Origin of the sequence: Rhodospirillum centenum SW, from assembly GCF_000016185.1 — a bacterium.
Taxonomy (GTDB): Bacteria; Pseudomonadota; Alphaproteobacteria; order Azospirillales; family Azospirillaceae; genus Rhodocista; species Rhodocista centena.
Window position 1 is genome coordinate 1,420,543 of sequence record NC_011420.2, and the last position, 26,575, is coordinate 1,447,117.

At 69.6% G+C, this 26,575-nt stretch carries 28 protein-coding genes; 16 read left to right on the plus strand and 12 right to left on the minus strand.

The window, feature by feature from the left end:
* The first annotated feature begins 14 nt into the window (after positions 1-14).
* The 3 genes from RC1_RS06585 to RC1_RS06595 all read left to right on the plus strand — a co-directional run bounded on the left by RC1_RS06585 (position 15) and on the right by RC1_RS06595 (position 2,709).
* Positions 15-560: a glutathione peroxidase gene (locus tag RC1_RS06585; RefSeq protein WP_012566570.1), complete on the plus strand. Its 546-nt coding sequence runs from the start codon at positions 15-17 to the stop codon at positions 558-560.
* A gap of 121 nt (positions 561-681) precedes the next feature.
* The gene (locus RC1_RS06590) at positions 682-1,407 is read left to right on the plus strand and encodes a hypothetical protein (protein WP_012566571.1); all 726 of its coding nucleotides are present in this window, start codon (positions 682-684) and stop codon (positions 1,405-1,407) included.
* A 99-nt stretch (positions 1,408-1,506) separates the two neighbouring features.
* The gene (locus RC1_RS06595) at positions 1,507-2,709 is read left to right on the plus strand and encodes an iron-containing alcohol dehydrogenase (RefSeq protein ID WP_012566572.1); all 1,203 of its coding nucleotides are present in this window, start codon (positions 1,507-1,509) and stop codon (positions 2,707-2,709) included.
* A 25-nt stretch (positions 2,710-2,734) separates the two neighbouring features.
* Here RC1_RS06595 and RC1_RS06600 read toward each other — a convergent pair whose 3' ends face one another.
* From RC1_RS06600 to RC1_RS19965, 3 genes are read right to left on the minus strand one after another with little or no spacing between them, the layout of a single operon-like run.
* A complete protein-coding gene (locus RC1_RS06600; RefSeq protein ID WP_012566573.1) occupies positions 2,735-3,091 on the minus strand; it encodes a YdbL family probable chaperone protein in 357 nt (118 codons plus the stop codon).
* A complete protein-coding gene (locus tag RC1_RS06605; protein ID WP_012566574.1) occupies positions 3,088-3,309 on the minus strand; it encodes a YnbE family lipoprotein in 222 nt (73 codons plus the stop codon). Before RC1_RS06605 ends, RC1_RS06600 begins: the two co-directional genes overlap by 4 nt.
* Positions 3,306-5,909, minus strand: coding sequence for an intermembrane phospholipid transport YdbH family protein (locus RC1_RS19965; protein WP_012566575.1), 2,604 nt, complete (start codon positions 5,907-5,909; stop codon positions 3,306-3,308). Before RC1_RS19965 ends, RC1_RS06605 begins: the two co-directional genes overlap by 4 nt.
* 189 nt (positions 5,910-6,098) lie before the next feature.
* Here RC1_RS19965 and RC1_RS06615 point away from each other — a divergent pair, with 189 nt between their 5' ends.
* From RC1_RS06615 to flgH, 6 genes are all read left to right on the plus strand, one after another.
* Positions 6,099-6,665, plus strand: coding sequence for a peptidylprolyl isomerase (locus RC1_RS06615; RefSeq protein WP_012566576.1), 567 nt, complete (start codon positions 6,099-6,101; stop codon positions 6,663-6,665).
* An 88-nt stretch (positions 6,666-6,753) separates the two neighbouring features.
* Entirely contained in the window at positions 6,754-7,230 is a 477-nt protein-coding gene (locus RC1_RS06620) for a peptidylprolyl isomerase (protein WP_012566577.1), read from the plus strand.
* A gap of 261 nt (positions 7,231-7,491) precedes the next feature.
* Positions 7,492-8,214 (plus strand): flagellar basal-body rod protein FlgF, encoded by a 723-nt coding sequence (gene flgF, locus RC1_RS06625; RefSeq protein ID WP_012566578.1) that lies wholly within the window; start codon positions 7,492-7,494, stop codon positions 8,212-8,214.
* 12 nt (positions 8,215-8,226) lie between these two features.
* Positions 8,227-9,012 carry a flagellar basal-body rod protein FlgG gene (flgG, locus tag RC1_RS06630; RefSeq protein WP_012566579.1) on the plus strand — a complete coding sequence of 262 codons (786 nt, stop codon included), beginning with the start codon at positions 8,227-8,229 and terminating at the stop codon, positions 9,010-9,012.
* Between the two features lie 32 nt (positions 9,013-9,044).
* On the plus strand, positions 9,045-10,025 hold the full coding sequence (gene flgA / locus RC1_RS19970) for a flagellar basal body P-ring formation chaperone FlgA (RefSeq protein WP_012566580.1): 981 nt from the start codon (positions 9,045-9,047) through the stop codon (positions 10,023-10,025).
* Positions 10,026-10,036: 11 nt separating this feature from the next.
* Positions 10,037-10,816, plus strand: coding sequence for a flagellar basal body L-ring protein FlgH (gene flgH / locus RC1_RS06640; RefSeq protein WP_012566581.1), 780 nt, complete (start codon positions 10,037-10,039; stop codon positions 10,814-10,816).
* A 365-nt stretch (positions 10,817-11,181) separates the two neighbouring features.
* Here flgH and dksA read toward each other — a convergent pair whose 3' ends face one another.
* Positions 11,182-11,607 (minus strand): RNA polymerase-binding protein DksA, encoded by a 426-nt coding sequence (gene dksA / locus RC1_RS06645; RefSeq protein ID WP_012566582.1) that lies wholly within the window; start codon positions 11,605-11,607, stop codon positions 11,182-11,184.
* Positions 11,608-11,739: 132 nt separating this feature from the next.
* Positions 11,740-12,156, minus strand: a complete 417-nt coding sequence (locus tag RC1_RS06650) for a flagellar assembly protein FliX (RefSeq protein WP_012566583.1) — start codon at positions 12,154-12,156, stop codon at positions 11,740-11,742.
* Positions 12,157-12,433: 277 nt separating this feature from the next.
* Between RC1_RS06650 and RC1_RS06655 the strand changes: the two genes are divergently transcribed.
* The 6 genes from RC1_RS06655 (at position 12,434) to sciP (ending at position 18,064) form a co-directional block, all read left to right on the plus strand.
* Complete coding sequence (locus tag RC1_RS06655) at positions 12,434-13,594, plus strand: flagellar basal body P-ring protein FlgI (RefSeq protein ID WP_049766659.1); 1,161 nt, start codon at positions 12,434-12,436, stop codon at positions 13,592-13,594.
* Positions 13,595-13,602: 8 nt separating this feature from the next.
* Positions 13,603-13,947, plus strand: a complete 345-nt coding sequence (locus tag RC1_RS06660) for a rod-binding protein (protein WP_184446304.1) — start codon at positions 13,603-13,605, stop codon at positions 13,945-13,947.
* Complete coding sequence (locus RC1_RS06665) at positions 13,944-14,462, plus strand: hypothetical protein (RefSeq protein ID WP_148213398.1); 519 nt, start codon at positions 13,944-13,946, stop codon at positions 14,460-14,462. Before RC1_RS06660 ends, RC1_RS06665 begins: the two co-directional genes overlap by 4 nt.
* Before the next feature lie 269 nt (positions 14,463-14,731).
* On the plus strand, positions 14,732-16,693 hold the full coding sequence (locus RC1_RS06670) for a flagellar hook-length control protein FliK (protein WP_012566588.1): 1,962 nt from the start codon (positions 14,732-14,734) through the stop codon (positions 16,691-16,693).
* Between the two features lie 17 nt (positions 16,694-16,710).
* On the plus strand, positions 16,711-17,640 hold the full coding sequence (locus tag RC1_RS19975) for a FlgD immunoglobulin-like domain containing protein (RefSeq protein ID WP_012566589.1): 930 nt from the start codon (positions 16,711-16,713) through the stop codon (positions 17,638-17,640).
* A 121-nt stretch (positions 17,641-17,761) separates the two neighbouring features.
* A complete protein-coding gene (gene sciP, locus RC1_RS22100) occupies positions 17,762-18,064 on the plus strand; it encodes a CtrA inhibitor SciP (RefSeq protein WP_012566590.1) in 303 nt (100 codons plus the stop codon).
* 21 nt (positions 18,065-18,085) lie between these two features.
* On the opposite strand, the gene RC1_RS06685 is transcribed toward sciP, so the two are convergent.
* From RC1_RS06685 to RC1_RS19980, 6 genes are all read right to left on the minus strand, one after another.
* Positions 18,086-19,288 carry a hypothetical protein gene (locus RC1_RS06685; protein ID WP_012566591.1) on the minus strand — a complete coding sequence of 401 codons (1,203 nt, stop codon included), beginning with the start codon at positions 19,286-19,288 and terminating at the stop codon, positions 18,086-18,088.
* 74 nt (positions 19,289-19,362) lie between these two features.
* Positions 19,363-20,799, minus strand: a complete 1,437-nt coding sequence (der, locus tag RC1_RS06690; protein WP_012566592.1) for a ribosome biogenesis GTPase Der — start codon at positions 20,797-20,799, stop codon at positions 19,363-19,365.
* Positions 20,800-20,810: 11 nt separating this feature from the next.
* A complete protein-coding gene (locus RC1_RS06695) occupies positions 20,811-22,121 on the minus strand; it encodes a PQQ-like beta-propeller repeat protein (protein ID WP_234703839.1) in 1,311 nt (436 codons plus the stop codon).
* 53 nt (positions 22,122-22,174) lie between these two features.
* Positions 22,175-22,834, minus strand: a complete 660-nt coding sequence (locus RC1_RS06700; protein WP_012566594.1) for a tetratricopeptide repeat protein — start codon at positions 22,832-22,834, stop codon at positions 22,175-22,177.
* Between the two features lie 111 nt (positions 22,835-22,945).
* Positions 22,946-23,500, minus strand: a complete 555-nt coding sequence (locus tag RC1_RS06705; RefSeq protein WP_012566595.1) for a thioredoxin family protein — start codon at positions 23,498-23,500, stop codon at positions 22,946-22,948.
* A 120-nt stretch (positions 23,501-23,620) separates the two neighbouring features.
* Positions 23,621-24,316, minus strand: coding sequence for a LuxR C-terminal-related transcriptional regulator (locus RC1_RS19980; RefSeq protein WP_012566596.1), 696 nt, complete (start codon positions 24,314-24,316; stop codon positions 23,621-23,623).
* A 557-nt stretch (positions 24,317-24,873) separates the two neighbouring features.
* Between RC1_RS19980 and RC1_RS06715 the strand changes: the two genes are divergently transcribed.
* Positions 24,874-25,536, plus strand: coding sequence for a response regulator transcription factor (locus tag RC1_RS06715; RefSeq protein WP_012566597.1), 663 nt, complete (start codon positions 24,874-24,876; stop codon positions 25,534-25,536).
* A 229-nt stretch (positions 25,537-25,765) separates the two neighbouring features.
* On the opposite strand, the gene RC1_RS06720 is transcribed toward RC1_RS06715, so the two are convergent.
* Positions 25,766-26,452, minus strand: a complete 687-nt coding sequence (locus RC1_RS06720; RefSeq protein ID WP_012566598.1) for a LuxR C-terminal-related transcriptional regulator — start codon at positions 26,450-26,452, stop codon at positions 25,766-25,768.
* Between the last annotated feature and the right edge of the window lie 123 nt (positions 26,453-26,575).

The window sequence follows — 26,575 nt, forward strand, 5'->3', positions numbered from 1 at the left end:
TCCGGAGTGACCCGATGCGCCGTCTCGCCCTGATGCTCTCCCTCCTGGTCGCCACTCTTTCGGCCGGCCCCGCAGCGGCAGCCGCCACCACGGGCGCGCACGCCTTCTCCTTCGTCTCCATCGACGGCCGGCCACTGCCGCTCTCGGACTTCGCCGGCCGCGCCGTGCTGGTGGTCAACACCGCGTCGCAGTGCGGTTTCACCCCGCAGTACGAGGGGTTGGAAGCCCTCTGGCAGCAGTACCGTGACCGTGGACTGGTGGTGCTGGGGGTACCGTCCAACGATTTCGGCGGCCAGGAGCCCGGCAGCGCCGCGGAGATCAAGACCTTCTGCGAAACGACGTTCGGGATCGACTTCCCGATGACGGAGAAGGTCGCCGTGAAGGGGGATACCGCCCATCCCTTCTACCGCTGGGCAGCAGCAGCCAAGGGCGCGCCGCGCTGGAATTTCCACAAGTACCTGATCGCCCCGGACGGGACCCTGCTGGCCGGTTTCGCGTCCGATGTCCGCCCCGAATCCGCCGACCTGCGCGCGGCGATCGAGGACGCGCTGCCACGCTGATCCCTCCCTCGCCGACAGGGGCACCTCGATACCTTGAGTTTGCCGTCCGGGCTGGTTACCGTCAGGGCCGATCCGACCACCCCGGTCGGAAAAGCCCATCGGGACCGGACCGTTCGCCACCATGCAGTACGGCCTTTACAGCTACGACCGGCGCTACCGGCGCCGCTTCTGGACACGGCTGCTCAAGGTGGTGCTGTGGCTGGCCGCGCTGCTGGTGCTGGCGACCTTCTCCTATCAGCTCGGCGTCGAGCAGCTCAAAAGCCGCCAGGTCTCGCTCCGGGAGGAGATCAGGGAGCTGAGGGACGCGAAGGAGGCGGCTGAGCGGCGCTCCGCCCAGCTCCAGCAGATCGCGCAGACGGCGGAGATCCGGGCGAACGAGCTTGAGGTCCGCTACCAGCGCGACGTTCCGACCGGCGATCTGGCGAAGCTGAGCGATCTGGTGGCGAAGAAGCTGGCGGAGGGCGTGGATATCGGCCGGCTGGCCTTCGTCATCGACCAGACCGGCAATCCACGGTCGTGCAGTCCGCCCGAGCGCCGTCGATTCGTGCTGCCGACGCCGATCTACAAGGGAGCGAACACCTCCGTCGCCTTCTCCAACGGCGCCGTCACCGTCACCGGCGAAGGCGTGTCGGCCCGCAGCGATTCCGGCCAGCCGGAGAGCTGGTTCGACCCGACGAAACCCGTGAAGCTACGCTTCGTGGAGATCGGGGGCCATACGACGGAGACGACGGGCCTGCTCCCTCTCCAGCATTCCGTGGTTGCCGGGGACAAGGAGTACCGCTTCACCATCACACCGGGCGCCCGTTCCTTCGTCGAGGTCAGTGGCGACGTCTGCCCGTTCCCCTGAGGAAGCCCGAGTCGAATCCGCGCAGAAAGGGAAACCGCGCCGGCGGGGGGATCGTGTGATGCTCGGGGCCGTTTCGCAGAGGCAGCCAGGAGCCAAGCGATGGAACCCGACGTCAATGCCCTGCGGGCGGACTGGTCCGAGCCGACGCGGATACGGTTCGGTGCCGGCCGTGTCTCGGAACTGCCGGCGGTCTGCCGGGCGCTGGGCATCACCCGGCCGCTGGTGGTGACCGATCCGGGACTGGCCGATCTCGCCATCCTGCGCAGGGCGGTGCAGAGCTGCGAGACCAGCGGGCTGCTGCCCGGTCTGTTCTCCCATCTGCGGCCGAACCCGACCCTGGACCATGCCCAGGCGGCGGCCCAGGCCTTCCGTGACGGGGGCCATGACGGCATCATCGGTTTCGGCGGCGGCACCGCGCTGGAGGTGGCCAAGGTCGCCGCCCTGATCTGCGGGGAGACCGCCCCGCCCCAGGCCTTCGCCGCCGCCCCGGGCGAGACCCCGCGCGTCCCCGGCTTCGGACTCCTGCCGCCCATCGTCGCCGTGCCGACCACAGGGGGCAGCGGGGCGGAGGCGCGCGCTTATGCCCTGATCACCGATCCGGACGGCAACCGGCGACGGCGGCGCGTCCTGCTGCATCCGGGCATGCTGCCTGCCTGCGTCATTGCCGATCCTGTGCTGACCACCGGACTGGCGCCGGCACTGACCGCCGCAACCGGCATGAACGCCCTGGCCCACAATCTGGAAGCCTACTGCGCCCTGGGATTCGACCCGGCCGCGGACGGCATGGCGGCGGAAGGCGTGCGGCTGCTGCGCCGGCATCTGGCCGACGCCGTGCGCGACGGCAACAACCTGCTGGCCCGGGGAATGGTGCTGGCCGCCGCCTCGCTGGGCGGCGCGGCGACCCGCAAGGGGCTGGGAGCCGTGCAGGCCCTGACATCGCCCCTCATCGCCGTGACGGAGGCGCACCAGGGGCTGGTGATGGCGGTCATCACGCCCTACGTGCTGGTCCATAACCGCCCGGCGGTGGAGGAGCGGATCACCCGGCTGGCGGCCTGCCTGGGGCTGGACCGGCCGGGCTTCGACAGCTTCCTCACCTGCCTGCTGACCCTGCGCGAGGAGCTGGGCATCCCGCACACCCTGCGCGATCTGGGGGTGACGGAGGAGCGGGTCGCCGACCTGGTGGAGGAGGCCGCGAACGATCCCTTCGCCCGCGGCAATCCGGTACCGTTGACGGCGGAAGCGGCGCGCTCCCTCTACGCCCGTGCCCTGGACGGCGACCTGGACGGCGCCGACCGACGCTGAGCGGCCGGCCCGTTCCACCCGCGCATCACTTCCGGGTCCAGCGCCCGGCTGCGTTCATCACGTACTGGCCCGAGGGCGTGGCGCCGACCAGCCGGTCTCCGGCGACGGCCTGGACCTGGGCCAGCGACTGGCCGGTGCTCTGGGCGACCTGGGCGTACTGCTTGCGCCGTTCGGCATTGACCCGGTCCACCATGCTGCGGACATCGGCCGGCACCTCGTCCTTGACGAAGCCGACCAGACCGTCGGGCTTCTCCCCGACCAGACCGGCCTGCTTGGCGGCGACAAGGCTCTCCTGCGCCATGACGGGCACTCCGGCGAGAAGCGGACCCGCCAGCACCAGGACGGCAAGCAGGCGGGCGGCGATGCAGAGAATGGTCTTCATTTCTTCGTGCCCTCCCCGGGCAGACCGAACAGGTCGGGGTTCTCGCGGAACACCTGATCGAGTTCACGGTCGATCCTGACCCGGACCTCCTGCTCGACCCGGATGTTCAGGTTGATCTCGATGGGTTTGTCGGGCGCCTGCACCTTCACCGTGGGGGTGCAGGCGCCGGCCAGGAGGAGCAACACGGTGGCCGCTCGCAAGGGTCTGTCGGTCGTCATTGTGCCTTTCCGTACTGCTCGATGCGGGCCTTCACGGCGTCCGGGATGCGGTAGGCCCCCAGGCCGCTGCGCAGGATCGTGTCGAGCGCACCGCTGAGATTAAGGTTCAAGGCCACGGGATAGCCACCATAGAACTCCGGGTTGGCGCCCCGGATGTTCAGCGTCACCCGCATCTCGCCGCCGACGGTGCCGTCGATGCCGATGCCGAGCTGCTGGTAATGGAAGTCCTCCAGCACCTGCATGACCAGGGCCGTGTTCTCGTTCTTCGAGGCGTCCAGGAAGTCGGGCGGCACGGCGGGATCGTAACGCAGGGTGCCCGGCGCCTCCGCCTCCAGCCGGCCGCCCTCGAAGCGGATGCGGCGGCCCGCGACGATGACGGGGATGCGGCCGTTCAGGATGCCGGAACCGGCCAACCCCTCCACCCCCGCCGTGCCCAGGACCTCGCCCAGGCGCAGGCCCCTGGCCTCCAGGGCCAGCTCATGGCGCGGGTCGGACAGGGAGACCGTCACGGGGGCGGCGCTGACCGTGCCGCCGGCCCAGGCGAAGGACGCCTGCGCCAGGGTCAGCGTCTTCCCACCGCTCACCCCGAAGCGGATCAGCCCGTCGGTCAGGGGCAGGCCCACATCCAGGAGCGCCGCGGACAGGAGCTGTTCGCCCGGCGTCGCCAGCGGGCGCAGGCTGCTGGCGGTCAGCACGCCGTTCAGCCCCTGCGCCCTGAAAGCCGGTCCGGCCAGCGTGAGATCGTCCAGCAGGAGTTCCGCGGAGCCTTTCGAGGCCTTCGGCCCCCAGCCGATTCCGGCGCGCAGGCCGATACGGCCGCGCGCCTCCTCCACCGTGCCCGACAGGAGCGGGAACAGCTCGGCGGGCGTGCGGCCGCCCTCGCGGAAGCGCAGGGGGTGCAGCACGAGCTTCGCCGAGCCCGTCCCCGACGCCACGTCGTGCGCCCCCGTGGCGTCGATCACCAGGAAGCCCTCGGCCCCCTGCCCCTCTGCCGTGAAGTCCAGCCGCCCCAGGGGATCGCCGCCGGCCGTGGCGGTGACCGACAGGGGCGCCACCCAGCCGGTCCCGGGGCCGGCCCGCAGGCTGGAGGCCGCAGCCTCGACGCGGAGCGGTGGCGTTCCCTCTCCGGGGCGGTAGTCGGCGGTCAGTGTCACCCCCGCGGCGACACCGCCGTAGGGCGGCAGCTCGATCCGTCCGCCGGACAGGGCGAGCGTCGCCCCGGCAAGGCCGCCATCGCGCAGCCGCAGGTCCAGCCGGTCGATGCCGCCACCGAGCACGGCCTGTCCGATCTCCGCCCCCAGCCCGCCGGTCAGGGAGACGGCCACACCCTCCCCGCCCTGCTCAAAGCGCAGGCGCAGCGGCTCCGACGCCGGGTCCGCTCCCGGCCGCAGGGCGAGAAACCAGGGTCCGTCCCCGCGCAGCGTCTCGGGCAGCAGGGCGGCGAGGCCGGGCGCCGGGGCCAGTTCCGCCGTCGCATCGGTCGCCGCCTCGAACAGCAGCGCCCCGCCGTCACGGCGCAATCGGCCGGCCGCCTCCACCGTCGCGGCATCGGTCACGCCGGGCCAGCCCAGCCGGTCGCCGCGCAGCGCCAGGTCCACGGGCGGCACGCTGCCGTCCAGGGGACCCGCGGCGCGCAGGCTCAGCAGCGCGCGGCCCCGCACCGGCAGGTCGAGGCCGGCCAGGGCCAGTGCCGCCGGCAGATCGGGTAGCGTGAGGTCCGCCAGGGCGCTGAAGGCCGGGGCGCCGTCCGGCCCCGGCGCAGCGTTGCCCGTGACCTGGACGGCCGTACCGCCCGGCGCCCGCAGCACGGCAGCCAGCTCCTGCCGGGGACCGGCGCCGCGCCAGTCGAGATCGAGGGAGAGGCGTTCGGGCAGCCGCACCTCCGCCCCCCGCACCTGAACCCGGGCCTGTCCCTCCGGCAGCCCGCCGGGCCGCCAGGACAGTTCGGCCGAGCCGCTCATGCTGCCCGCGGCGTCCCCAGGCGCCGGCTGGATGTCCAGTTCCCCCGCCAGCGCCCCGTCGGGCGCGAGCCGGGCGGAGAGCGTGCCGATACCGGCGGCGCCGGCCACGTCCAGCCCCAGCAGGGCATCGACCACGTAGCCGCCGGGGTCCGGCTGGTCGAGTGTGGCGCTGAGGGAAAGCACCGTCTCCCCGGCCGGGGTGGCGACGGTCAGGCTGCCGCGTTCGATCACGATGCGGTCCACCGGCAGGGCGGGAAGGCCGCCGGACGAGCCCTCGTCAGACGCCACCTCCACGGTGCGCCCCTCCAGCCGGACGCCGCCGGCGTCCGCGGCCAGCCGCAGCCGCGCACCGGCCAGGGTGACCCGGTCGATCCGGCCAGCCAGCAGCCCGGCAGGCGAGTACTCCACGCTCACACGGTCCACCCCCTGGTCGCCGGAGAGTCGCACGGCCGCCGCCGCCCCCGTCAGGCCCAGACGGTCGAGCGCCACCTCCGCCTGCTCCCAGCCGGCCGCGCGCAGGGCGGCCTGGACCTGCGATTCGGCCAGACCGGGAAGGGTCACGGCCAACAGGCTGAGCGCCGCCGTGCCCGCCAGGAGAGCGGCAAGGGTGGCACGCCGTCCTTTGCGGCGTTCTTTCACGGGGCGGGGTCCGGGAACCGACATGGCGGAAGGGGGTTGCGGAAACGATCGGTCCCATGATGCCGCGTCCGCCATGACGATGCCACGACGGCGGGATGACGCCCCTGTGGCGCCCCTGCGGCGTCGGGGTGGCGACACCGACGCCGCGACGGTAGTGTCGCCCGTTCCACGACCGACCGGGAGATGCCGATGCCCCGCCTGATCGCCATGGTCCTTCTGCTTGCCGGCCTCGTGCTGTCGGCGCCGGCCCTGGCCCGCGACCTGGAGAACACGCTCTATCTGGACCTGCCGGCCGGGCGGGTGGTGATCGAGATGCGGCCCGATCTGGCTCCCCGGCATGTCGCCCGGATCAAGGAGCTGGCCCGCCAGGGCTTCTACGACGGTATCCCCTTCCATCGGGTGATCGACGGCTTCATGGCCCAGACCGGCGACCCGACCGGCACCGGCGCGGGGGGCAGCGGGCGGACGCTGCCGCTGGAATCCTCGGAAGAGAAGCATGAGCGCGGAATCGTCTCGATGGCCCGCGGCAGCTCCCCGAACAGCGCCGACAGTCAGTTCTTCATCATGTACGGCCGTCGCCCCGGGCTGGACCGGCTCTACACCGTCTGGGGGCGCGTGGTGGAGGGGATGGAGCATGTGGACGCCCTGAAGAAGGGCGACACGGCTGCCGACGGCATGGTCGAGGCCCCGGACCGCATCGTCCGCCTGCGTGTCGCCGCGGACGTGGAGGCCGGACGGCCGGACGCGGTGCGCTGACCGGTTGCAATCCCGGCCATGCCGGGTAAGGTCCCAGCGGGGCGCAAACCGCCGCCGCACGAGACAGAGACCGAAAAGGAGACGCCCTATGGACCTTGAGAATACCCTCTACATGGATCTGCCCGGCGGGCGCGTGGTGATCGAGATGCGGCCCGACCTGGCGCCCAAGCATGTGGCCCAGATCAAGGAGCTGGCGCGCAAGGGCTTCTACGACGGCACGCCGTTCCACCGGGTGATCGACGGCTTCATGGCCCAGGGCGGCGACCCGACGGGCACCGGCACCGGCGGATCGGGCAAGAACATCCCCGCCGAGTTCTCCCGTGAGAAGCATGTCCGCGGCACCGCCTCCATGGCCCGCGCCGCGAACCCGAACAGCGCCGACAGCCAGTTCTTCATCTGCTTCGCCCCCGCCCCCTTCCTGGACGGCCAGTACACCATCTGGGGCCAGGTGACCGAGGGAATGGAGCATGTGGACGCCATCAAGAAGGGCGACTCCAACCGCAACGGCTCGGTGAAGGAGCCGGACCGGATCGTGAAGATGCAGGTCGCGGCCGACGCCGCCTGACCCGTCCAGCGCAGCACCGCCGGCAGCCGCCGCGTCCCACCCCGGGGCGCGGCGGTTTTCGTTTCCGGGGTGCGGCACAATTTGCCGGGACCGCCCTGCAAGCCCTGCCGACGGGACCGGACTGCCCGGCCCCCGCCCGCTCAGAAAGACCGTAACTATCTGATTTTCCATACGTCCCAGACTTGGCACGCCACCTGCTTATAGGGATGGCGAGGAAGCAGGCCGCTGCGGCGAGGCACCGGCCGAGAGTTCGAGGCGACGATGGAAAACGTGCTCTATATCGCGCTCTCCCGACAGGAGGCGATGCGTCGGCAGATGGACGTGGTGGCGAACAACATCGCCAACATGAACACCTCCGGCTTCAAGTCGCAGCGCCCGCTGTTCCTGGAGTATCTGGAGCGCCCGGACCGCCGGCAGGAGCGGATGTCCTTCGTCCAGGACTACGGCCTGATGCGGAATCTCCAGGCCGGCCCCGTCACCGTCACGGACAATCCGCTGGACGTGGCGCTGCGCGGCGACGGTTACTTCGCCGTCGAGACGCTGGCCGGTCCCCGCTACACCCGCGCCGGCGGCTTCCAGCTCAACACCGACCGCGAACTGGTGGACCGCAACGGCCTGCCGGTCCTGTCCGACGCCGGCGCCCGCATCGTCATCCCCGACGGCGCCAACCAGATCAGGATCAAGGGCGACGGCAGCATCGAGACCGAGCAGGGCCCGCTTGCCCGCCTCAAGGTCGTCAGCTTCGACGACGAGCAGAAGATGCAGGAACTGGGCGGCGGCCTCTACTCCACCGAGCAGGAGGAACGCCCGGTCGAGAAGCCCGAGGTCACGCAGGGCGCCCTCGAAGGCTCCAACGTGCAGCCCATCGTCGAGACCACCCAGATGATCGACGTGCTGCGGGCCTACCAGAACACCCAGCGGATGATCGACAGCGAACACGAGCGCCTGCGGACCGCGATCCGCCAGCTCGGCCGCGTGCAGTAAGGAGAGACGACCATGCGCAGCTTGAGCATCGGCGCCACGGGCATGCTGGCCCAGCAGCTCAATGTCGAAGTCATTTCGAACAACATCGCGAACATGACGACGACGGGCTTCAAGCGCCAGCGGGCCGAGTTCCAGGATCTGCTGTACCAGAACATGCGGCGCGTCGGCTCGACCTCCTCGGACGCCGGCACCGTCGTTCCCTCGGGCGTCCAGATCGGCGCCGGCGTGAAGACCGCCGCTGTCTACCGGATCAACGAGCAGGGCAACATCTCCGTCACCGGCAACGCGCTGGACCTGGCGATCAACGGCCAGGGCTACTTCCAGGTCGAACTGCCGGACGGCCAGACCGCCTACACCCGGGCCGGCTCGTTCCAGCTCAACGCCGAGGGCACCATCGTCACCGCCGACGGCTACCAGCTCCAGCCCGGCCTCGTGGTCCCGGAGAATGCGGTGGACATCACCGTGAACCCGAACGGCGAGGTGCTGGTGAAGCTGGACGGCCAGACCCAGCCTGCGAACATCGGCCAGATCCAGCTCGCCACCTTCCCGAACCCGGCGGGCCTGGAGGCGATCGGCGACAACCTGCTGCTGGAGAGCCCGGCGTCGGGCAACATCATCGCCGGCAATCCGGGCGCCCCCGGCTTCGGCCGCGTGATCCAGCAGGCGCTGGAGACGTCGAACGTCAACATCGTCTCCGAGATCACGAACCTGATCACCGCCCAGCGCGCCTACGAGATGAACAGCCGCGTCATCAGCACCTCCGACCAGATGATGCAGTCCATCTCGCAGATGCGCTGACGCCCAGGCCCCGCCGATACCGGACGACCGCCATGACCCGCCGCTCCTTCATCGCCCTCCTGCTCGCCGGCACGCTGCTCACCAGTGCGCTCGCCGGCACCGCCGACGCGGCCGAGCCGCGGCGCGAGGCCACCGTCTCCGGCGACCAGGTCCGCCTGGGCGATCTGTTCGACGGACTGCCCGCCGATCAGGCCGAACGGGTCATCGCCACGGCCCCGGCGCCGGGCCAGCGGTCCTGGTTCGACAGCCCCACCCTGGCCAGCCTCGCCGCCGCCCACGGCATCGACTGGAAGCCCGCCGGCGGCGCCGACCGCACGGTCGTGGTGCGGGCCAGCATCGAGGTCCCGCGGGAGGAGATCGTCGCGTCCCTGAAGCAGGCAGTTCTGGACGCCGGCGCTCCGGCCGGGCTGGAGCTGACCCTGGAGAACCGTTCCTTCACCCTGTTCCTGCCGGAAGGGGTGGAACCGACCGTGGCCTTCCGCAATGTCCGCTATGACGAGGTCCGCAACCGGGTGACGGCCGATCTGGTCGCCCCGGCCGAGGGGCCGGAGCTGGTGCGTCAGACCATCGGCGCCCGCGCCCAGGACATGGTCGAGGTTCCGATCCTGAACCGCCGCCTGGGCTCGGGCGAGGTGATCGGGGATCAGGACATCGCCTGGATCAAGGTCCCGCGGGAGCGGGTCAGCGCCGATGTGGTGACCGATCTGGAGAACCTGGTCGGCCTCGCCGCCCGGCGGACCCTGGCGGCCAACCAGCCGGTCCGCGGCCGCGACGTGCGCACCCCCGTGGTCGTCGCCCGCGGCGCCCTGGTCACCCTGCTGCTGCAGACGCCCGCCATGACCCTGACCGCCCAGGGCAAGGCCCTGGCCGACGGCGGCCTGGGCGAGAGCGTCCGCATCGTGAACACCACCAGCAACCGGGTCGTGGACGCCACCGTCGCCGGCCCCGATCTGGTCACCGTCCTGCCCCCGGCGGTCACCGCCGCCCGCCGCATCCATTCCGCCTCGAACTGAGGGAGAGCACCATGATCCGCCCTGTCACCACCGTCGGTACCCGCCGCTCCGGCAAGGTCCTGGTGCTCGCCGCCGCCGTGTCGCTGCTGTCCGCGTGCAGCTCCATGGACCGGCTGGCCAGCGTCGGGCAGACGCCGCCGCTGACCCCGATCCAGAACCCGGCCACCGCCCCCGGCTACCAGCCCGTCAGCCTGCCGATGCCGGCCCCGGCCCAGGGCGAGCGCGAGGCCAATTCGCTCTGGCGGGCCGGGGCGCGGGCCTTCTTCCGCGACCAGCGGGCCAACCGGGTGGGCGATATCCTGACCATCACCATCCAGATCAACGACAAGGCCCAGATCCAGAACCAGTCGCAGCGCACCCGCAACGGCAAGGAGAACATGGGGATCCCCGGCCTGTTCGGGCTGCAGCGCAACATCGCCCGCGTGCTGCCGACGCCGGACAACGACACGCTGGAGAGTCTGGTGAAGACGACCGCCGACAGCAGCTCGGTCGGCACCGGCAGCATCGGCCGCAGCGAACAGATCAACATGCAGGTGGCGGCGCTGATCACCCAGGTGCTGCCCAACGGCAATCTGGTCGTGCAGGGCAAGCAGGAGGTCCGGGTCAACTACGAGGTCCGGGAGCTTACCATCAACGGCATCATCCGGCCGGAGGACATCACCTCGCAGAACACCATCAGCTACGAGAAGATCGCCGAAGCCCGCATCTCCTACGGCGGCCGGGGCCACATCAGCGACGTGCAGCAGCCGCGCTGGGGCCAGCAGGTCTTCGACATCGTCGCCCCCTTCTGACCCGACGTCCCCGCACCCCCTGACAGGAGGATCAGACCAGCCCGTCATCACGGACCTGCCCCGGACCTGGAGACCGCCCTCGCTCGCCCCGAGGCTCCGGGTCCGACGGGAGCGCCCCCGACCGGACGGTCTCGCCCCGTCCGCCCGCTGTTTCCCCGGTCCCGCTTCCTTCCCGCCTCACGTTTCCTCAACCGACCGGGGCTTTCCCCTCCTCGCCGGCGTCCCTCGCCCGGACGCCACCCGAAGTCCCCCGAGCCTCGACCTCCTCCCGTCTCCGCCCTGGCGGAAGTTGTCCCGAACGGAAACGGGGCCGGCGAAAGCCGGCCCCGTTCCAGTTCAGGCATCGGACCCGCGGGCGAGGACGATCAGTCGTCGCGGTGGGTTCGTTCCATGCGCTCATGCCGCTCCTGGGCTTCGAGGCTCATGGTTGCGATCGGACGGGCCTCAAGACGGCGGACGCCGATCGGGTCCCCCGTCTCCTCGCAGTAGCCGTACTCGTCGTTCTCGATCCGCTCCAGCGCCGCGTCGATCTTGGAGATCAGCTTGCGCTCACGGTCGCGGGTGCGCAGTTCCAGCGCCCGGTCCGTCTCGGCCGAGGCGCGGTCAGCGATGTCCGGCTCCTGCAACCCACCGTCCTGGAGGCTCTGCAGGGTTTCCGTCGATTCCTTGAGGAGTTCCGCCCGCCAACGGAGGAGTTTCTGGCGGAAATACTCCCTCATCACCGGGTTCATGAACGGCTCGTCCTCGGACGGCCTGTAGTCCGGGGGTAACAGAGGAGACGACGACGACATTCTCACGGTCCGATCCTTCGCCGGTCGAAACGCGCGCGAGTATAGGGACAGGCCCTTCCTCCCGCAATATCGACCACGAGCCGAGCGCGCTGCAGTAACCCCTTGTAATTAAAGGAAATGGCGCAGAAGCGCTCAACCGCCTGTGGAGAGCTTGGCAATCTCGACCTGCGCGCGCAGGTCGATTTCGTCCAGAACCTGCTGGAGGCGGGGATCGTCCACCTGCGCACGCTGCTCCTGCACGGCCTGAATCAACTGCAACAGCCGCTCGCGCGGGTAGGTCCCGGACAGGAGGCCAAGGCGCAGTTCGTCGAGCTTGTCGAGGATCGTCTCCGCCCGCTGCTTCGCCTTCCGCCGGCCGGTGGTGGCATCCTCCACCTCCTGCAGGGCGAACAGGGGATTGACGGCCGCAGCCGTCTGGGCGCCGCCGACGGGGGCAGCCGATCCCTCACCCTCCTGCAACTCGCGCAGGAAGTCGGACCCGCCGCTGCCGGTGCGTCGTGCCTTGCCGACCTGACCGGGTCGGAGAGAACCGGGCCCCTCGATCTTCATGGTCGTTGCGACTACGTCTTTCGGGATGCTGCGGGTTCAGCCCCCGCGATACCAGGAGCAACCACCAGATATTGGTAACACCCGCGTCGTCGCCGCGCCTAGGGCAAATTTTACCCCCGCCGGTCCCGGCAGGGCTTTCCGCCCCGGGACGACCGGCAGCGCAGAAAGCCTGGAAATCCCAGGCGGCGCAGGGACAGAGACACTGGCACAGCTTTCGCATGGAAGGCCCTGAACCCGATGGCCGCCCCCGATGCGGTCCGCCTGGAGTCGAACCGAGATGACCCGCGACCCGATCCGTTCCCTGCTCCGAACCACGCTGCGCCGCGGCGGCAGTCTGGCGCTGGCGGTGCTGCTCGCCCTCTCCCTGGTCCTGCCCGCGGCTCCCGCCCGGGCACAGTCGCGGATCAAGGACGTGGCCGACGTGGAGGGCGTGCGCGACAACATGCTGGTCGGCTACGGCCTCGTCGTCGGCCTGAACGGCACGGGTGACAGCATCAACAACTCGCCCTTCACCGAACAGAGCCTGATCGGCATGCTGGAGCGGCTGGGCGTCAACATCCGGGGAGAGACGGTGCGGACCCGCAACGTCGCCGCCGTGATGGTGACCGCGACGCTGCCGCCCTTCTCCGCCCAGGGCACCCGGATCGACGTCAATGTCGGCACGCTCGGCGATGCCAAGAATCTCCAGGGCGGCACCTTGCTGGTGACACCGCTGCTGGGCGCCGACGGCGAGGTCTATGCCGTGGCCCAGGGCGCCGTCGCCGTCTCGGGCTTCAGCGCCCAGGGGGCTGCCGCCAGCGTCACCCGCGGCGTACCCACGGCCGGCAGGATCGCCGGCGGCGCCATCGTGGAACGGGAGATCGCGTTCGACCTGACCGACCTGCCCTATGTCCGCCTGTCGTTGCGCAATCCGGATTTCACCACGGCGAAGCGCATCTCCGAATCGATCAACGCCTCGTTCGGATCGCCCGTCGCCCATGCCACCGACCCCGCCTCGGTGCTGGTGGACGTGCCGCCCCAACGCAAGGCGGACATCGTGGGCTTCATCCGCGACATGGAGCAGCTCCGCGTCACGCCCGACCAGCCGGCCCGTGTCGTCATCGACGAGGCGTCCGGTGTCATCGTGATGGGCGAGAACGTCCGCATCAGCACCGTCGCCATCGCCCAGGGCAACCTGACCATCCGGATCACGGAGACTCCGCAGGTCTCCCAGCCCGGCCCGCTGAGCCAGGGCGGACAGACCGCCGTGGTGCCGCGCACCGACATCCAGGTGGACGAGCAGTCGGACCGCAAGCTGGCCGTGCTCCGCACCGGGGTGTCCTTGCAGGAACTGGTGCAGAGCCTGAACGCGCTGGGCGTCGGCCCGCGCGACATGATCTCCATCCTCCAGTCCATCAAGGCGGCCGGCGCGCTCCAGGCCGAAATCGAGGTGATGTGATGGACGGCATGAGCCTTTCCCCGCCGGGCCTGGACCAGAGCACCCTCACCCGCAGCGCGCCGAGGCTGAACCTCGGGCGCACCGCCACCCCGGCGCAGATCGACAGATCCGCGCAGGAGTTCGAGGGCGTCTTCATCAGCCAGATGCTGTCGCACATGTGGTCCAGCGTGGAGGTCGATCCCGTCTTCGGCGGCGGCCCCGCGGAGGAGACCTTCCGCGGCCTGATGATCGAGGAGCAGGGCAAGGCCATTGCCAAGGCCGGTGGCCTGGGCATCGCCGACCATGTGCGCCGCCAGCTCCTGCTGATCCAGGAGATGCAGCTTCAGGAGTCCGGACAGGAGCTGCCGCAATGAGCACTGCCCCCGCAGCCCCCGAGCCCCCGGCGACCGGCGTACAGACCGCGCCGTCACCGACGCCACCACCCGTTCCAGCACCGTCGCGTGCGCACGCCCTGATGGACGCCATGGCGCGGCTTTCGGAAACGCTGCGCCAGGAGACGGCGATGATCCGGGAGCGGCGGACAGACGGCCTGGACCGGCTGGTGGACAGCAAGCTGCTGCTGGTCCGGGCCTTCGACGAGGCCGGCCGGGCGCTGCGGGTGGACCGCGCCGCCCTTGCCGCCCTCGACGAATCCGGGCGCCAGCGGCTGCGCGAGCTGGCCGATGAATTCCGCGCAGCGGCGGAGGCCAACGCCTCCTCTCTCCGGGCGGCTGCCCAGGCCAGCCAGTCCGTGGTCGACACCCTGGTGGCGACCCTGAACCGCGAGCAGGCCGCCGATCAAGGCTATACCCTGCGCGGCGGCATGGCCTTGCCTGCCGGCTTCGGCCATAAGGGCGCTCGGCCCGCCACCCTGAACCAGCAGCTCTGATTCCCCGGTTCCGGGGCGTTACGGGGAGCGCGGGTCCTGCCGGCCCGCCTCCGGACCGTCGCGCGCCCGCGCCACCCGGACCATGTTCCGGCCGCCGGTCAGCGCCTTCCGGAGACGGCCCGGCAGAAACTGCCGACGCATCGGCAGGAGTTTCCCGAGCGCCCGGCCCTCCCTCCCGCTTCCCCGGAAAACCACGACCTCCCTGGCGCGGAAAGAGTTGGCAAGGCCTTTGCATATAACCGGGCGAACCAGACCAGGACGCCACCGCCATGGACATCCTTTCCGCCGCCCCCCAGAAGACCGCCGCGACCGCTCCGGCCCTGGCCCTCGCGCTGACCGGCGCTGCGCCCCAACAGACGGGTGGACAGCAGGCGGGAACGCAGCAGACGGTGGACCTGTTCCAGCAGATCCTCGGCGGCATGCTCGGGTTCACAGGCGGCGAGGCAGCGACGGACGGCACGACCGTCCAGCGCCCCCGGCCGTCACCCGGCACGATGCCCGCGGTCGCGGGCATCCCCCCGGCGGCCGAAGCCCCCCCACCTCTGCTTCCGGGAGAAGCGGACGCCGGTTCGACCGGGGCGGTCCTGCCTGCCCTCACCGTCTTTACGACGCTGACGGCGGGTGCCCTCGCGGCGGAGACACCGGCCGGTGATGCCGGGGAGGTGGCTGAGAGCGGAGCGGTCGATCCGGCGAGCCTCACGGAGCCCTCCGGCACGGTGACCGTGCCGTTGCAGGTTCCCGCGCCGGGCCTGTCGATCACCGCCCCCCAGGGGAGCCTGCCGCCTGGCGTGACGTTGCCGGTCGATACTCCGGCCGTGGCCGGTGCCGCTGATCAGGTGGCCCCTGTCCCCGGACTTGCCGGGGAGCCGTCGCCCGTGACCGCAGCCGCACAGGACCCGAATTCCCAGGGCTCCAGACGGCTGTTCGCGCCGTCCCTGCCCGCTGCCGACGCGCCCCGGACGGTTGCTCCACAGGGGATGGCAGGGCTGCAGGGCAGCACAGCCGAGACGACACAGAACCCGCTTCCGGCCGTCGGCGCCATCAGCGGACAGGCTGGAAACGCCGAAGATTCTGAAGGCAGCGAGGAAGCCGGGCCGGCACATCCCCCGGTATCGACGGGCGACGGGACGCAGACGACCGCCGGGGCGGTGCAGACAGAGGTGGCCCAGCTCGCCGCCGCGACCGGGGCTGCCAGGACACAGAATCAGACGGTGGACGCCGGAATCGATGCCGCCGCGGCTCCTGACGCCCTGGGTGACGGTGCAGGCAGGGCGGACGAAGCCGCCAGTGCGGCGGCCGCTGACGCAGCGCCGAAGCCCGGCTCCGGTGCAGCCCCGGCGTCCGGTGGCAAGCCGCCACGGGCAACCGTTCCGCCAGGGACCACCGGCAAGGGACCGGACACCGCCGCTGCCGCCTCCGGTGCCGACAGCGACCGCGCGGTTCCCGACAGCGCCCTCGGCTCGGAAGAAACGCGGGAGCGCAGCGCCCGCCGCACACCCGCGAAGCCTGCCGCCCAGGAGGCGGAGCCGATTGCCGCCGCTCCGGCCGCACCCCAGGCGCCCCGTCCGGCACAGCCCCTCGGAACCGCCGCCGCGGCGTCAGGCACCCTGGTGGAGCGGGCGGTCACGGCCAGCGGTGGCAAGGGCGAAAGCGGGTTGGACAGTTCCCTCGGCCGCTCCTCCGGGAGCGAAAGGGACATCGCCACGGAGACAGCGGCCCGGACGCTGTCCGGCGACGCCACGCGCGCCGACGGCACCGACTTCGCCTCCCATCTCGCCGCGACCCGTGGCAGCCGCACCGCGCCGCAGAGCCTGCCGGCCTTGCACCAGGTCGCCGTGACGATCCAGCGCGGCGTGCAGGAGGGACGCAACCAGCTTACCGTCCAACTCCGACCCGAGGAGCTGGGCCGGATCGACGTGCGGCTGGAGTTCGAGAGCGGCGGCCGCATCCGCGCCGCCGTGACCGCCGACAACCCCTATACCCTGGACCTGCTCCAGCGCGATTCCCGCGGCCTGGAGAAGGCTCTCCAGGATGCCGGGTTGCGCGCCGACTCCGGCAGCCTGAGCTTCAGCCTGCGCGACGAGGGCCGGCAGGCCCAGCAGCAGCAGTCCGACAGGGGCAATGGCCGGGCCGTAGCCTTCGCGGTCGAGGGCGAAACCGCCTCCGACACGCCCCCGTCCCCCCCGCCCGTGCGCGTCCTCGCGCCCGGCCGCGTCGATGTCCGTATCTGAGCGATTGAGGCCGCACCATGTCCGTCTCCGGCGTCAGCAGCAGCAGCAATAACAACAACAACACCCTCACCGGAACCACGGGCGGCAGCAGCCCGATGGCGACCCTGTCGCAGAACTACGAGACCTTCCTCCAGCTTCTGACGGCCCAGCTCAAGAACCAGGATCCCCTGCAACCGCAGGAGACCTCGGAGTTCACGAACCAGCTCGTGCAGTTCTCCCAGGTCGAACAGCAGATCTCGACGAACTCGAAGCTCGACAACCTGACCGGCGTCGTGCAGCAGGGGCAGGCGACCGTGGCGTTGCAGTACATCGGCAAGACGGTCGAGCTTGAACCCAGCGGTATCCCCCTGCTGCCCGGCGGCACCACCGTGTCCTACGACATCGACGGCGAGGTCCGCTCGGCCACGCTGGTGATCTCCGACAAGGACGGCAACATCGTGAACACCCAGTCGGTGCAGGTCCGGCCGGGCCGCAACACCGCCTTCTGGGACGGCAACGACGCCACCGGGAAGGCCATGACCCCGGGCTTCTACACGGCCAGCATCCAGTTCAGCGGCGGCAACGATTCACAGGTCGTCCTGACCAACCGTTACGTGCCCTACAGCGGCGAGGCCGTGTCGGTCATCTACGATACCGGCAAGACCGTCACCAACGCCAAGATGGTGGTGCGTAACATGGAGGGCGAGACGATCTACGAGCAGGCGGTCTCCGGCGCGTCCGGTGCGCAGCGGGTGACCTGGGACGGCAAGGACAAGAAGGGCAAGGCCGTGGCCAGCGGCTATTACGACATCAACGTGGAATCAACCGAGGCCGGTCCAGGAACGATCCGGACCAGCGTGATGAACCGCATCTCCGGTGTGGACATGTCATCCGGCGAGACCAACGTCCTGATCGGCAGTCTGCCCGTTCCCATGTCCAACGTGCGCGCCATCTACGACGCATCGTAAGAACCGGAAAGCCTGCTGAAACCGGCCGGAACCCGGCGCCTGGGCCCCGGTTCATGGAATGTTAAGGCCGCGTTCCTATCGTAAGGGTTACCCCCTGCGATGAAACGGGAGCGCGTAGGAGATGACGTCCGAAGCGGCGGGCGCTGTGGTGGAATACCGGATCGGGGCCCCGACGGCACCCGACACCGGAGACTCCGATGGCGACGGCCTGCCCCCACCCGATACCAAGCGGTGGGTGATGCGGCGCAAGGCTCAGATCGTGGACGGTGTGCGCAACGGCCAGATCTCGCTGGAGGAGGCCTGCCGGCGCTACAGCCTGACGGTCGAGGAATTCCTCTCCTGGCAGCGCCTGATCGAACGTCACGGCATGCGCGGTCTGCGCACCACCCGGTTGCAGGAATACCGCCGCAGCGAGCGCCCCTGACCCGGCGGCCGTCCTCCTGACCTACGGCTTAAGGTTCTCGGCGATGCCGTGCAGACCGGCGGCACGCAGAAGGCCCTGACGGTAGCGGACCTCCCGCGCGGCGATGGCCTTCTCCGCCGCCTCGCCCCCCAGGATCGTACCGTCGTCCCGTTGCAGCCGGCGCACCACCATCGCCAGCAGGCCCGGCTCATCCGCCGCGTTGAGCTTGTCCAGCGGCCGGTCGGCCGCCATCTCCTTGAGCAGCCGCGCCAGCAGCACCTCCCGCGTCTCCGGCAGCGTGCCGGCATCAAGCAGGGCGGCGATCCGGCCCAGCCGCGGGTCGCGGGTCCGCGCCGCGCCGTCGGGGCGAGCGTTCAGAAGATCGGCGAGATCGGCCAGGAAATGCCCGAGACTGGGCAGCGCCCCGAACAGGTCCTGCACCACCTCCCCGAACGAGAGCAGGTCGGCCACCAACCCGTCGATCAGGTGGAGCGATTCCGGATCGGCGGCGGACCCGGCGAGATCCAGCACCACCTCCAGCCGGCCGGCCAGGGAACGCTGGTCGGCCAGCCAGGCGCTGACCTGGGCGCGGAGCACATAGTCGAACCGGGCCGGATCGACGAGACCCCGGAGCCGCACGGCGAAGGCATCCAGGTCGTGGCCGTGAAAGGCCGGCAGCCGCTTGCGCTCCAGCGTGAAGTCCCGGGCCCGGGACACCGCCTCGTCCACCAGCCGATTGAGCACGTTGACCCGCTCGCGGGTCGCCTCGCCCGTCGTCTTCGCCTGGGCGGTGCCGACGCGGTGGATGGCCGCCATCAGGAGAGCGCTGGACTCCTGGAGACGGCGGACATGGCTCCAGGCATGCAGCAGTTCCGTCGGCGTCACCTGCTGCCGGGTCAGATATTCCATCAGGGTAAGGGCGATCAGCCGGCGGCTGTCGGGGCCGAAGAAATCGTCGATCGAGGCACAGACCGCCACCTCCCCCCGGGGCGAGCGGACAGCCGGCGGGCGCTCCGCCGCCGGCGGGGCCGTCTCCTCGAAGACCACGCGCTGGGTGGTGAAACCGTTGAGCATGCTGCGCGACTGCACCACCTTCGCAGCCGTCCACCGGGTATCGCCCAGCATCTCGCGGGCGCGTGCCACGGCCGCTCCCTCGGTCGGGCAGACACGGTCGAGCAGCCAGCGCCCGTCGCGCTGGCCCAGCACCTCGAAACTCAGGATGCGGTTCCTGACCCAGTCCAGCACCGGCACCTCCCGACACCCACGGCAGTATCACGCCTTCCAGGCATCAGGAGAAGGACGGAAGCCTTACCGGCCGGTTAATCCTCCGCGTAGGGGTTGGTCGATCCCTTGCGCAGCAGCAGCCGGATGGTGACTCCGGGCATCTCGAACGCCTCGCGCAGGCCGTTCACCAGATACCGCAGATAGTGTTCGGGCAGGTCCACCGGCTTGTTCACGAACACGGCGAAAGTGGGGGGGCGTGCCTTCACCTGGGTCATGTAGCGGATCTTGATGCGGCGCCCCTCCACCAGCGGCGGCGGATGCGTCTCGACCATGCCGCGGACCCAGCGGTTGAGCTGGGCCGTGGGGATGCGCTTGTTCCACAGGGCATAGGCCTTCTGCGTCACGTCCAGCAGCTCGTCCAGCCGCTGGCCGCGCAGGGCCGAGATGGTGACCGTGGGGATGCCGCGCACCTGCGGCAGGGAGGTCTCCAGCCGGTCGCGGAGCTGCTTGAGAGCCGCGCCCTTGTTCTCGACCGAATCCCACTTGTTGATGGCGATGACGAGGGCGCGTCCCTCCTCCACCACCATCCGCGCGATGGTCAGGTCCTGCTTGTCCAGGATGGCATGCGCATCCAGCACCAGCACGACGACATGCGCCATGCGGATCACGCGCAGCGTGTCGGCGACGGCCAGCTTCTCCAGCTTGCCATCGACGCGGGCACGGCGGCGCAGGCCGGCCGTATCCACCAGCCGGACGGGCTGGCCGCGCCAGTTCCACTCCACGGCGATGGCGTCGCGGGTCATGCCGGCCTCCGGGCCGGTCAGCACCCGTTCCTCCCCGACAAGAGCGTTCAGCAGCGTGGATTTGCCCACATTCGGACGGCCGACGATGGCAAGCTGGAGCGCCTTGGGCTCCTCCGGCGCCGGTTCCTCGGCCGCGCCGTCAGCGCCGGCCTCGGCCGGGTCAGGCAGCGCCTCGTCCCAGGCTTCCCAGATCTCCTCGTCCGGCTGTTCGTCCTCCGGCTTCGGCTCGTAGGGCAGCAGCGCCTCCACGAGGTCGGCCAGCCCCTCGCCATGCTCGGCGGAGAGCGGCACGGGCTCGCCCAGGCCAAGCTCGAACGCCTCCAGCAGGCCCGGCCGGCCCGCCGCGCCCTCCGCCTTGTTGGCGACCAGGATCACGGGGGTGCGCCCCTTGCGCAGCCAGCCGGCGAAGTGGTGGTCCAGCGGGGTGACGCCGGCGCGGGCGTCGATCAGGAACAGGGCGACGTCGGCGCGTTCGATGGCGCGCTCGGTCTGGCGACGCATGCGCGCCTCCAGACTGTCATCAAAGACCTCCTCCAGCCCCGCGGTATCGACCACGGTCAGCTCGATACCGGCCAAGCGCGCTTCGCCGGCGCGCCAGTCACGGGTGACACCGGGAGTATCATCAACCAACGCCAGACGCTTGCCCACCAGCCTGTTGAACAGGGTGGACTTGCCCACGTTGGGCCGACCGACGATCGCAACCGTCAGTCGGCGCTTGGCCTCGACCATGCGGGCCTCCGTCAGCGGTAGGCGATCAGGTCGCCGTCGTCCGTCAACACGAACAGCGTGTTGTTGGCCACGACCGGCGGCACCAGGACCGCGTCGGGCAGGTCCGTCCTGCGGATGACCTCCCCGGTGTCGGGCTGAACCTCGACCAGTTCGCCCAGATTGTTCGCCAGGATCAGGCGTCCGCCGGCGAGGATCGGACCGGTCCACTGGATCGGGTCTTCCCGGTCCTCGGGGTCCTCGTACTGCTCAAGCTGGGAGATCCAGCGGACCCGGCCACCGTCACGGGTCAGCGCGATGAGCTGAGCCTCGTTGCTGATGACGAAGATCCAGTCGCCGGCCAGCCAGGGGGTGTTGATGCCGCCGATGTCCTGCTCCCAGACGCGCTGACCGCTGCGCTGGTCGATGGCGACCATCCGGCCGCTGTGGCTGATGGCGAAGACCAGACCGCGGTCGGCCACGGGCAGCCCGCGGATATCGGACAGCCCGGCCAGATTCTCCCCGCGCCGCGTGGTGGCGAGCACGTCCTGCCAGGTCAGGCGGCCGTTCTCGACACGCAGGGCGAACAACTCGCCCGAGGAATAGGGCACATAGACCTGGTCACCATCCACCGCGGCGCTGGAACCGCCCAGCAGGGCCGCCGTCTCCAGGATGCCGGTATGGACCCACTGGAGCACCCGGTTCTCGGCATTCAGCACGACGAACTGGTTATCGATGGTGACGACGAAGACGCGCCCGTCCACGACCGTGGGCGCCGACCGGATCGGCCCGGCGATGCGCTGGCGCCAGACCACCTTGCCGTCGGCCGCCTCGACACAGACCACCTCGCCGAAACCGGTGGTAACATAGAGCCGCCCGCCGTGGAAGCTCACGCCGCCGCCCAGCGCGTCGCCCGTCTGGTCCTCGCGCAGCATGTTGACGGTCCAGATCGTCCGGCCCGTCGCCTCGTCGATGGAATGCAGGTCGAAATCGGTGTCCAGAACATAGACGCGCCCCTGGGCCACGACAGGTCCGCTGAGCAGACGGTTGTCGGACTCCGATCCGGCGACGCTGGTCCGCCACGCCTCTTTCAGCGTTGCGGGCAGGGCGACGTTCCCCATGACGTGGGTGGGGGTGCCCCCCGGCTGGGCCCAGTCGGTGTTGACCACCGCTTCCGGCAGGGTCACGGCCTGCTGCGCGACCGACGGGTCAGGCTCCAGTGTCTGCTGGAGCTGGAGCACCGAGATCCGGTTGCCGGGCAGGCTCGGACCGTCGTCCTCGCTGCTGAACCAGTCAGAGATGCCGCAGCCGGACAGCAGAAGCGTGCCCAGGAGCGCGGCCGACACTCTGGCGGCCAGGGGGTAGCCGCGACGGGGCGCGGCAGCGGGAGAGGACAGGGTCATTTCGGCGGCGCGTAGAAGTCGGCGAGTTCGGTGGCCCGGGCACGGACCCCGGCGGGGGTCTGCGGGTCGTCGGCAAGCTGGCTGAACAGCTCGCGGGCCCGGGCGGTGTCGCCATCGCGGGCCGAGAGCAGTCCGGCGAGTTCCCGCGCCGACCAGTTCCAAGGATTGTCGGACCCCATCAGCGGCGTCAACCGCGACAGCAACTGCTTCGGGTCACCGCTGTCCACCTGATGCAGCACGGCCAGCAACTGGGCGAGATCGCGGAAGACCGGATCGGCCTCGGTCCCGGCAAGCTGGTCGTAGAGCGCGACGGCACCCTCCCGGTCGCCCTGGCGGGCCCGGAGACCGGCTTCGTAGAATCGCGCCAGCGCGGCGTGGGCGCCGTCCGTCCTGGCCGCGGCCCCGGCCAGCAGATCGGCGGCATTCGTCGCCGGCGCGGACGCCCCGGCCGGAAGCGCCTGAGCCAGGGCGCGGCCGAGTTCGGCCGTCTGCTCCTGGTTGCGGGCGCTCTGCCAGCGCTGCCAGGCGACATAGCCGGCCGTCGCCGCCACCGTGAGCACGGCAGCCGTGATGAGAACCGGACCGAAGCGGCGCCAGAGGTTCGCGGCACGCTCTCGGCGGAGGTCCTCGTCAACTTCGCGGAAGATATCAGCCATTCGATATACCCGGCTGGACGCCGGACTCCTTCGGTCGTGCCGGGCGATAGCAGACGCTGCGCCCCCCGGTCAAGCGATCGCGCCCCGGCCGGGGCACGAGTCGGGGTGTGCTCACGCCTCCTCCCGCCACTTGATCGAGCAACCCATGCTGGGAATCTGGTGCTCCGGACCACGCCCCGTGCGGGCGACCTGGATCATGGCGTTCAGCAGTTCCGGCTCTGCATCCGCCACGGCCTGCTTGCGTGAGGCGTCCAGCCGCCCGCGGTACTGGAGTTCCAGCGCGGCGTTGAACCCGAAGAAGTCGGGCGTGCAGACGGCATCATAGGCGCGGGCGACCTCCTGGGTCGCGTCGATCACGTAGGGGAAGGTGAAGTCGTGCGCCCGGGCGAACCGCTTCATGTTCTCGAAACTGTCGTCGGGATAGCGTTCGGTGTCGTTGGACATGACGGCGATGGCGCCGATGCCGTGCGGCTTCAGCGCCGTGACGTCGCGCACCAGGCGGTCGATGACGGCCTGCACGTAAGGGCAGTGATTGCAGATGAACATGACCAGCAGCCCGTTCGGCCCTGCCACGTCCTTCAGGGAGTAGTCGCGCCCGTCGATTCCCGGCAGCCGGAAATCCACGGCCTTCCAGCCGAAGTTGCAGATCGGAGTCTCTGCGGCCATCCCGTCCTCCCCGTCTCGTCCGTTCCGTCAAGCCGTGCTCTATACAGCAATGTCAGCAAGGCTGAAATGCGGCGGCGCGGTTTTCCGGATCCGGAGCAGGAGAACCCGGACCGCCCGGCATCAGGATACCGGCCGGTCTCCTGGGTCGGGCAGTTCCATGCGCTCCGCCGCGACCATGGCCTGGGTGCGGTTGCGGACACCCAGCGCCTTGAAGACAGCCGTGATATGGATCTTCACGGTACCGATGCTGATCCCCAGGGCGTCCGCGATGTCGTTGTTGCTCCAGCGGTCACGGATCATCGCCAGCACGACACGCTGGCGCGGGGTCAGGTGTTCGGCGGCATCCTCGCGGAAGAAGCCGGCGGGAACCGGCCCGGCCGAGGTCATCAAGCGCTCGCGGCCGGCACGCAGGCCGAGCAGGGGCGGAATGTAGATACCGCCATTGCGCACCGTCTCCAGGGCCTGAGCCAGCATGTCCACGGCATCCCCCCGCCAGAGATAGCCCGAGGCGCCCTCCTTGAGCACACTGCGCAGGCGTTCGGGTTCTTCCCCGCCGACGACGAGAATCGAGAGCGCCGAGAACTGGCGGCGCAGAGTGGCGATCTCCCCCGGCGCGAAACCCGGCAGGGCCTCGGCAACGATGGCGATGTCGGGCGTCTGCGCAGCACAGAGCGGATGCAGGTCGGTCCAGGCGGCCGCCTCGGCAAACGTGAACGCGCCGCCACGTTCGCCGGCAGCGCGTTTCAGACGGAGTCTGATGGTGGGATCAGGGTCGGCAATCAGCAGGTGCATGGCGGAAAGGTAACTGGCGCTCACGGGAGACCAAGCGTTCAGGGGATGCAGATGAGGTTCTTATAACCCGCGCGGGATTTTCATACAAGTTTATGCATGCATATATCTGCTGACTGCCATGCCGGGGATTCCCAGAGGTTTCCGGCAGATCACGGCTGTTCCGCACACCCGGGCGCGCAACGCAGCGGTAGTTCCCTACCCCGACCGAACAGTCGTGGAGCATCGTTGCCGCAGGACATCCGCTCGTCAATCGCTGTTGCCGACCGACGGATTATCCCCAGATATGACACGATCACCGTTTGCTTGGCTTGAGCGATCCCTGTCCGGCGCTATCGTCAGCGTCGGAACAACGGGAGCGCAGTATCTTTTAGAAAGATCAACTTTGAAACCATATCGTTTCGAGCAGATTGCTATTCAGAAGTATTAAGCTAGTGGGTGATTTCTACCGAGCTAATGACAAAACGCTCCAGCGAAATGTTCACGGCAAGCGCGCATACTTTCAGAAGAGCGATGACATGGATGCCCAGAACGATCGGTCAGCGGACCCCGCCAGCAAGGCACGACGAGGAAAGGTCAGCACCATGCAGGTGTGTCTTGTGCCGGGGAACGAGGTCGTGGCGAGCCAGCTCCTGGCGTCCCTGGACAAGGAGAGCCGGCATCGCGTCACGGTCTGCCGCGATATCGCGGAGCTGAGTCAGGCGACAGCTACGCCGGATGTGATCCTGATCGATGTGCAGCAGTTCGCCGCACTCCGGGAGAACGAGCCGATGGTCTATCTGCGGCTGTCCCGCCGCAGCCGGATCATCGTCATCCTGAGCAGCCGGGAACTGCTGGACGCGGCCCACATCCTGGCCTTCGCGGACGCCTGGGTGTTCGAGGACATCAATCTGAACCGCGTGAACGAGCTGATCGACCTGGGTGTCGAGGGGCACTGCATCCTGCCCAGACAGTTCCTGTCGCGCATGGGTGTGGACGAGATCCGACTGACGCTGCTGCCCCGGCTGACCGAGGTGGAATTCCGCTGCCTCCAGCTTCTCGGCCAAGGCCTGAACAACCGTACCATCGCGGAAGGTCTGAACCTTTCGGAGGCCGTCATCAAGTCGATGGTGCGCAGCGTTCTGGCGAAGCTCCATTTCCGCAACAGGACGGAAGCCGGCGTGTTCGCCGCCCGGCAGCAGCATGCGCTGCATTCCGCGCGGCAGTCCGACATCCGCACCGGCACCGACGAAGCCCGCTCGGCCTGAGCGGGCAGGACAGGCGCGTCGCCGGAGGCGGACGGAAAACGGGAAGAGAACAGGAAACGGCGCAGGCCCTGGGGCACTGCGCCGTCATCCGGATTCCCGGACGCTTCCCGGGGAGAGATTCGTTGCCCGACGGGCCCCGCTGCACGGCGCCCCCCTTCAGCGTCGTCTCCTCCGGCGACTCCGGAGCCTCCGCCCGCCCGGAAAGGACAGGCAGAGGCGCCCGGGCGGATCAGCCGACCGCGGCGGCAGGGGCAGCAGCGCCGGTGAACTCTCCGCCGATACCGTTGTTGAGCGCCCAGATCGCGGCCTGTGTCCGGTTCGAGGCGTTGATCTTGCGCAGCAGGCTCTTGAGGTGGACCTTCACGGTCGCCTCGGTGATGTTCAGATGGTTGGCGATCATCTTGTTGCTGTCGCCGTTGAGCAGGCAGCGCAGGATCTGGATCTCCCGCTGTGACAGCCCCTTGCGCGAGACCGGCATCTCCAGCCCGTTGCCGTTCACCCGGCCGCTGATGAGCAGGGCTGCGAGGTGCGTGGGAAACACCTTCTCTCCCATCATCACCAGACGCAGGGACTGGGTCAGGGCATCCGAGGACAGATCCTTCATCAGATAGCCGTCGGCCCCGGCTTCCAGCGCATTGGAAAGGCGCCGGGTGCAGAGATCCGTGGTCAGGACGACCATGCGGGAATTCGGCAGCGCCTGGCGCAGGCGGCGCATCGCCTCTGCCTCCTCCTCACCACCATTGACGAGATCGAGCAGGATGAGGTCGGGCTTCAGGCCTTGATCGGCAACCGTGACCCCCTCACGCACATTGCTCGCCTCGGCGACGATCTTGAAGGGAGATTCGTCGAGAAGCCGCTTCAGCCCCTCGCGGAAAAGCTTGTTCGCATCAATGAGGAAGGCAGTCACGTTTTCCATGTTTCGCTCCCGCGCTAGTTTGGATATGGCGTTTATCGACCAGCGCCCCCTCGGGCGCCCCGTCAGGGCGTACCCCCTGCCCCTCTGTTCTTGTCGCGCTTCCGATCCCCTCTTTCGGGCGGA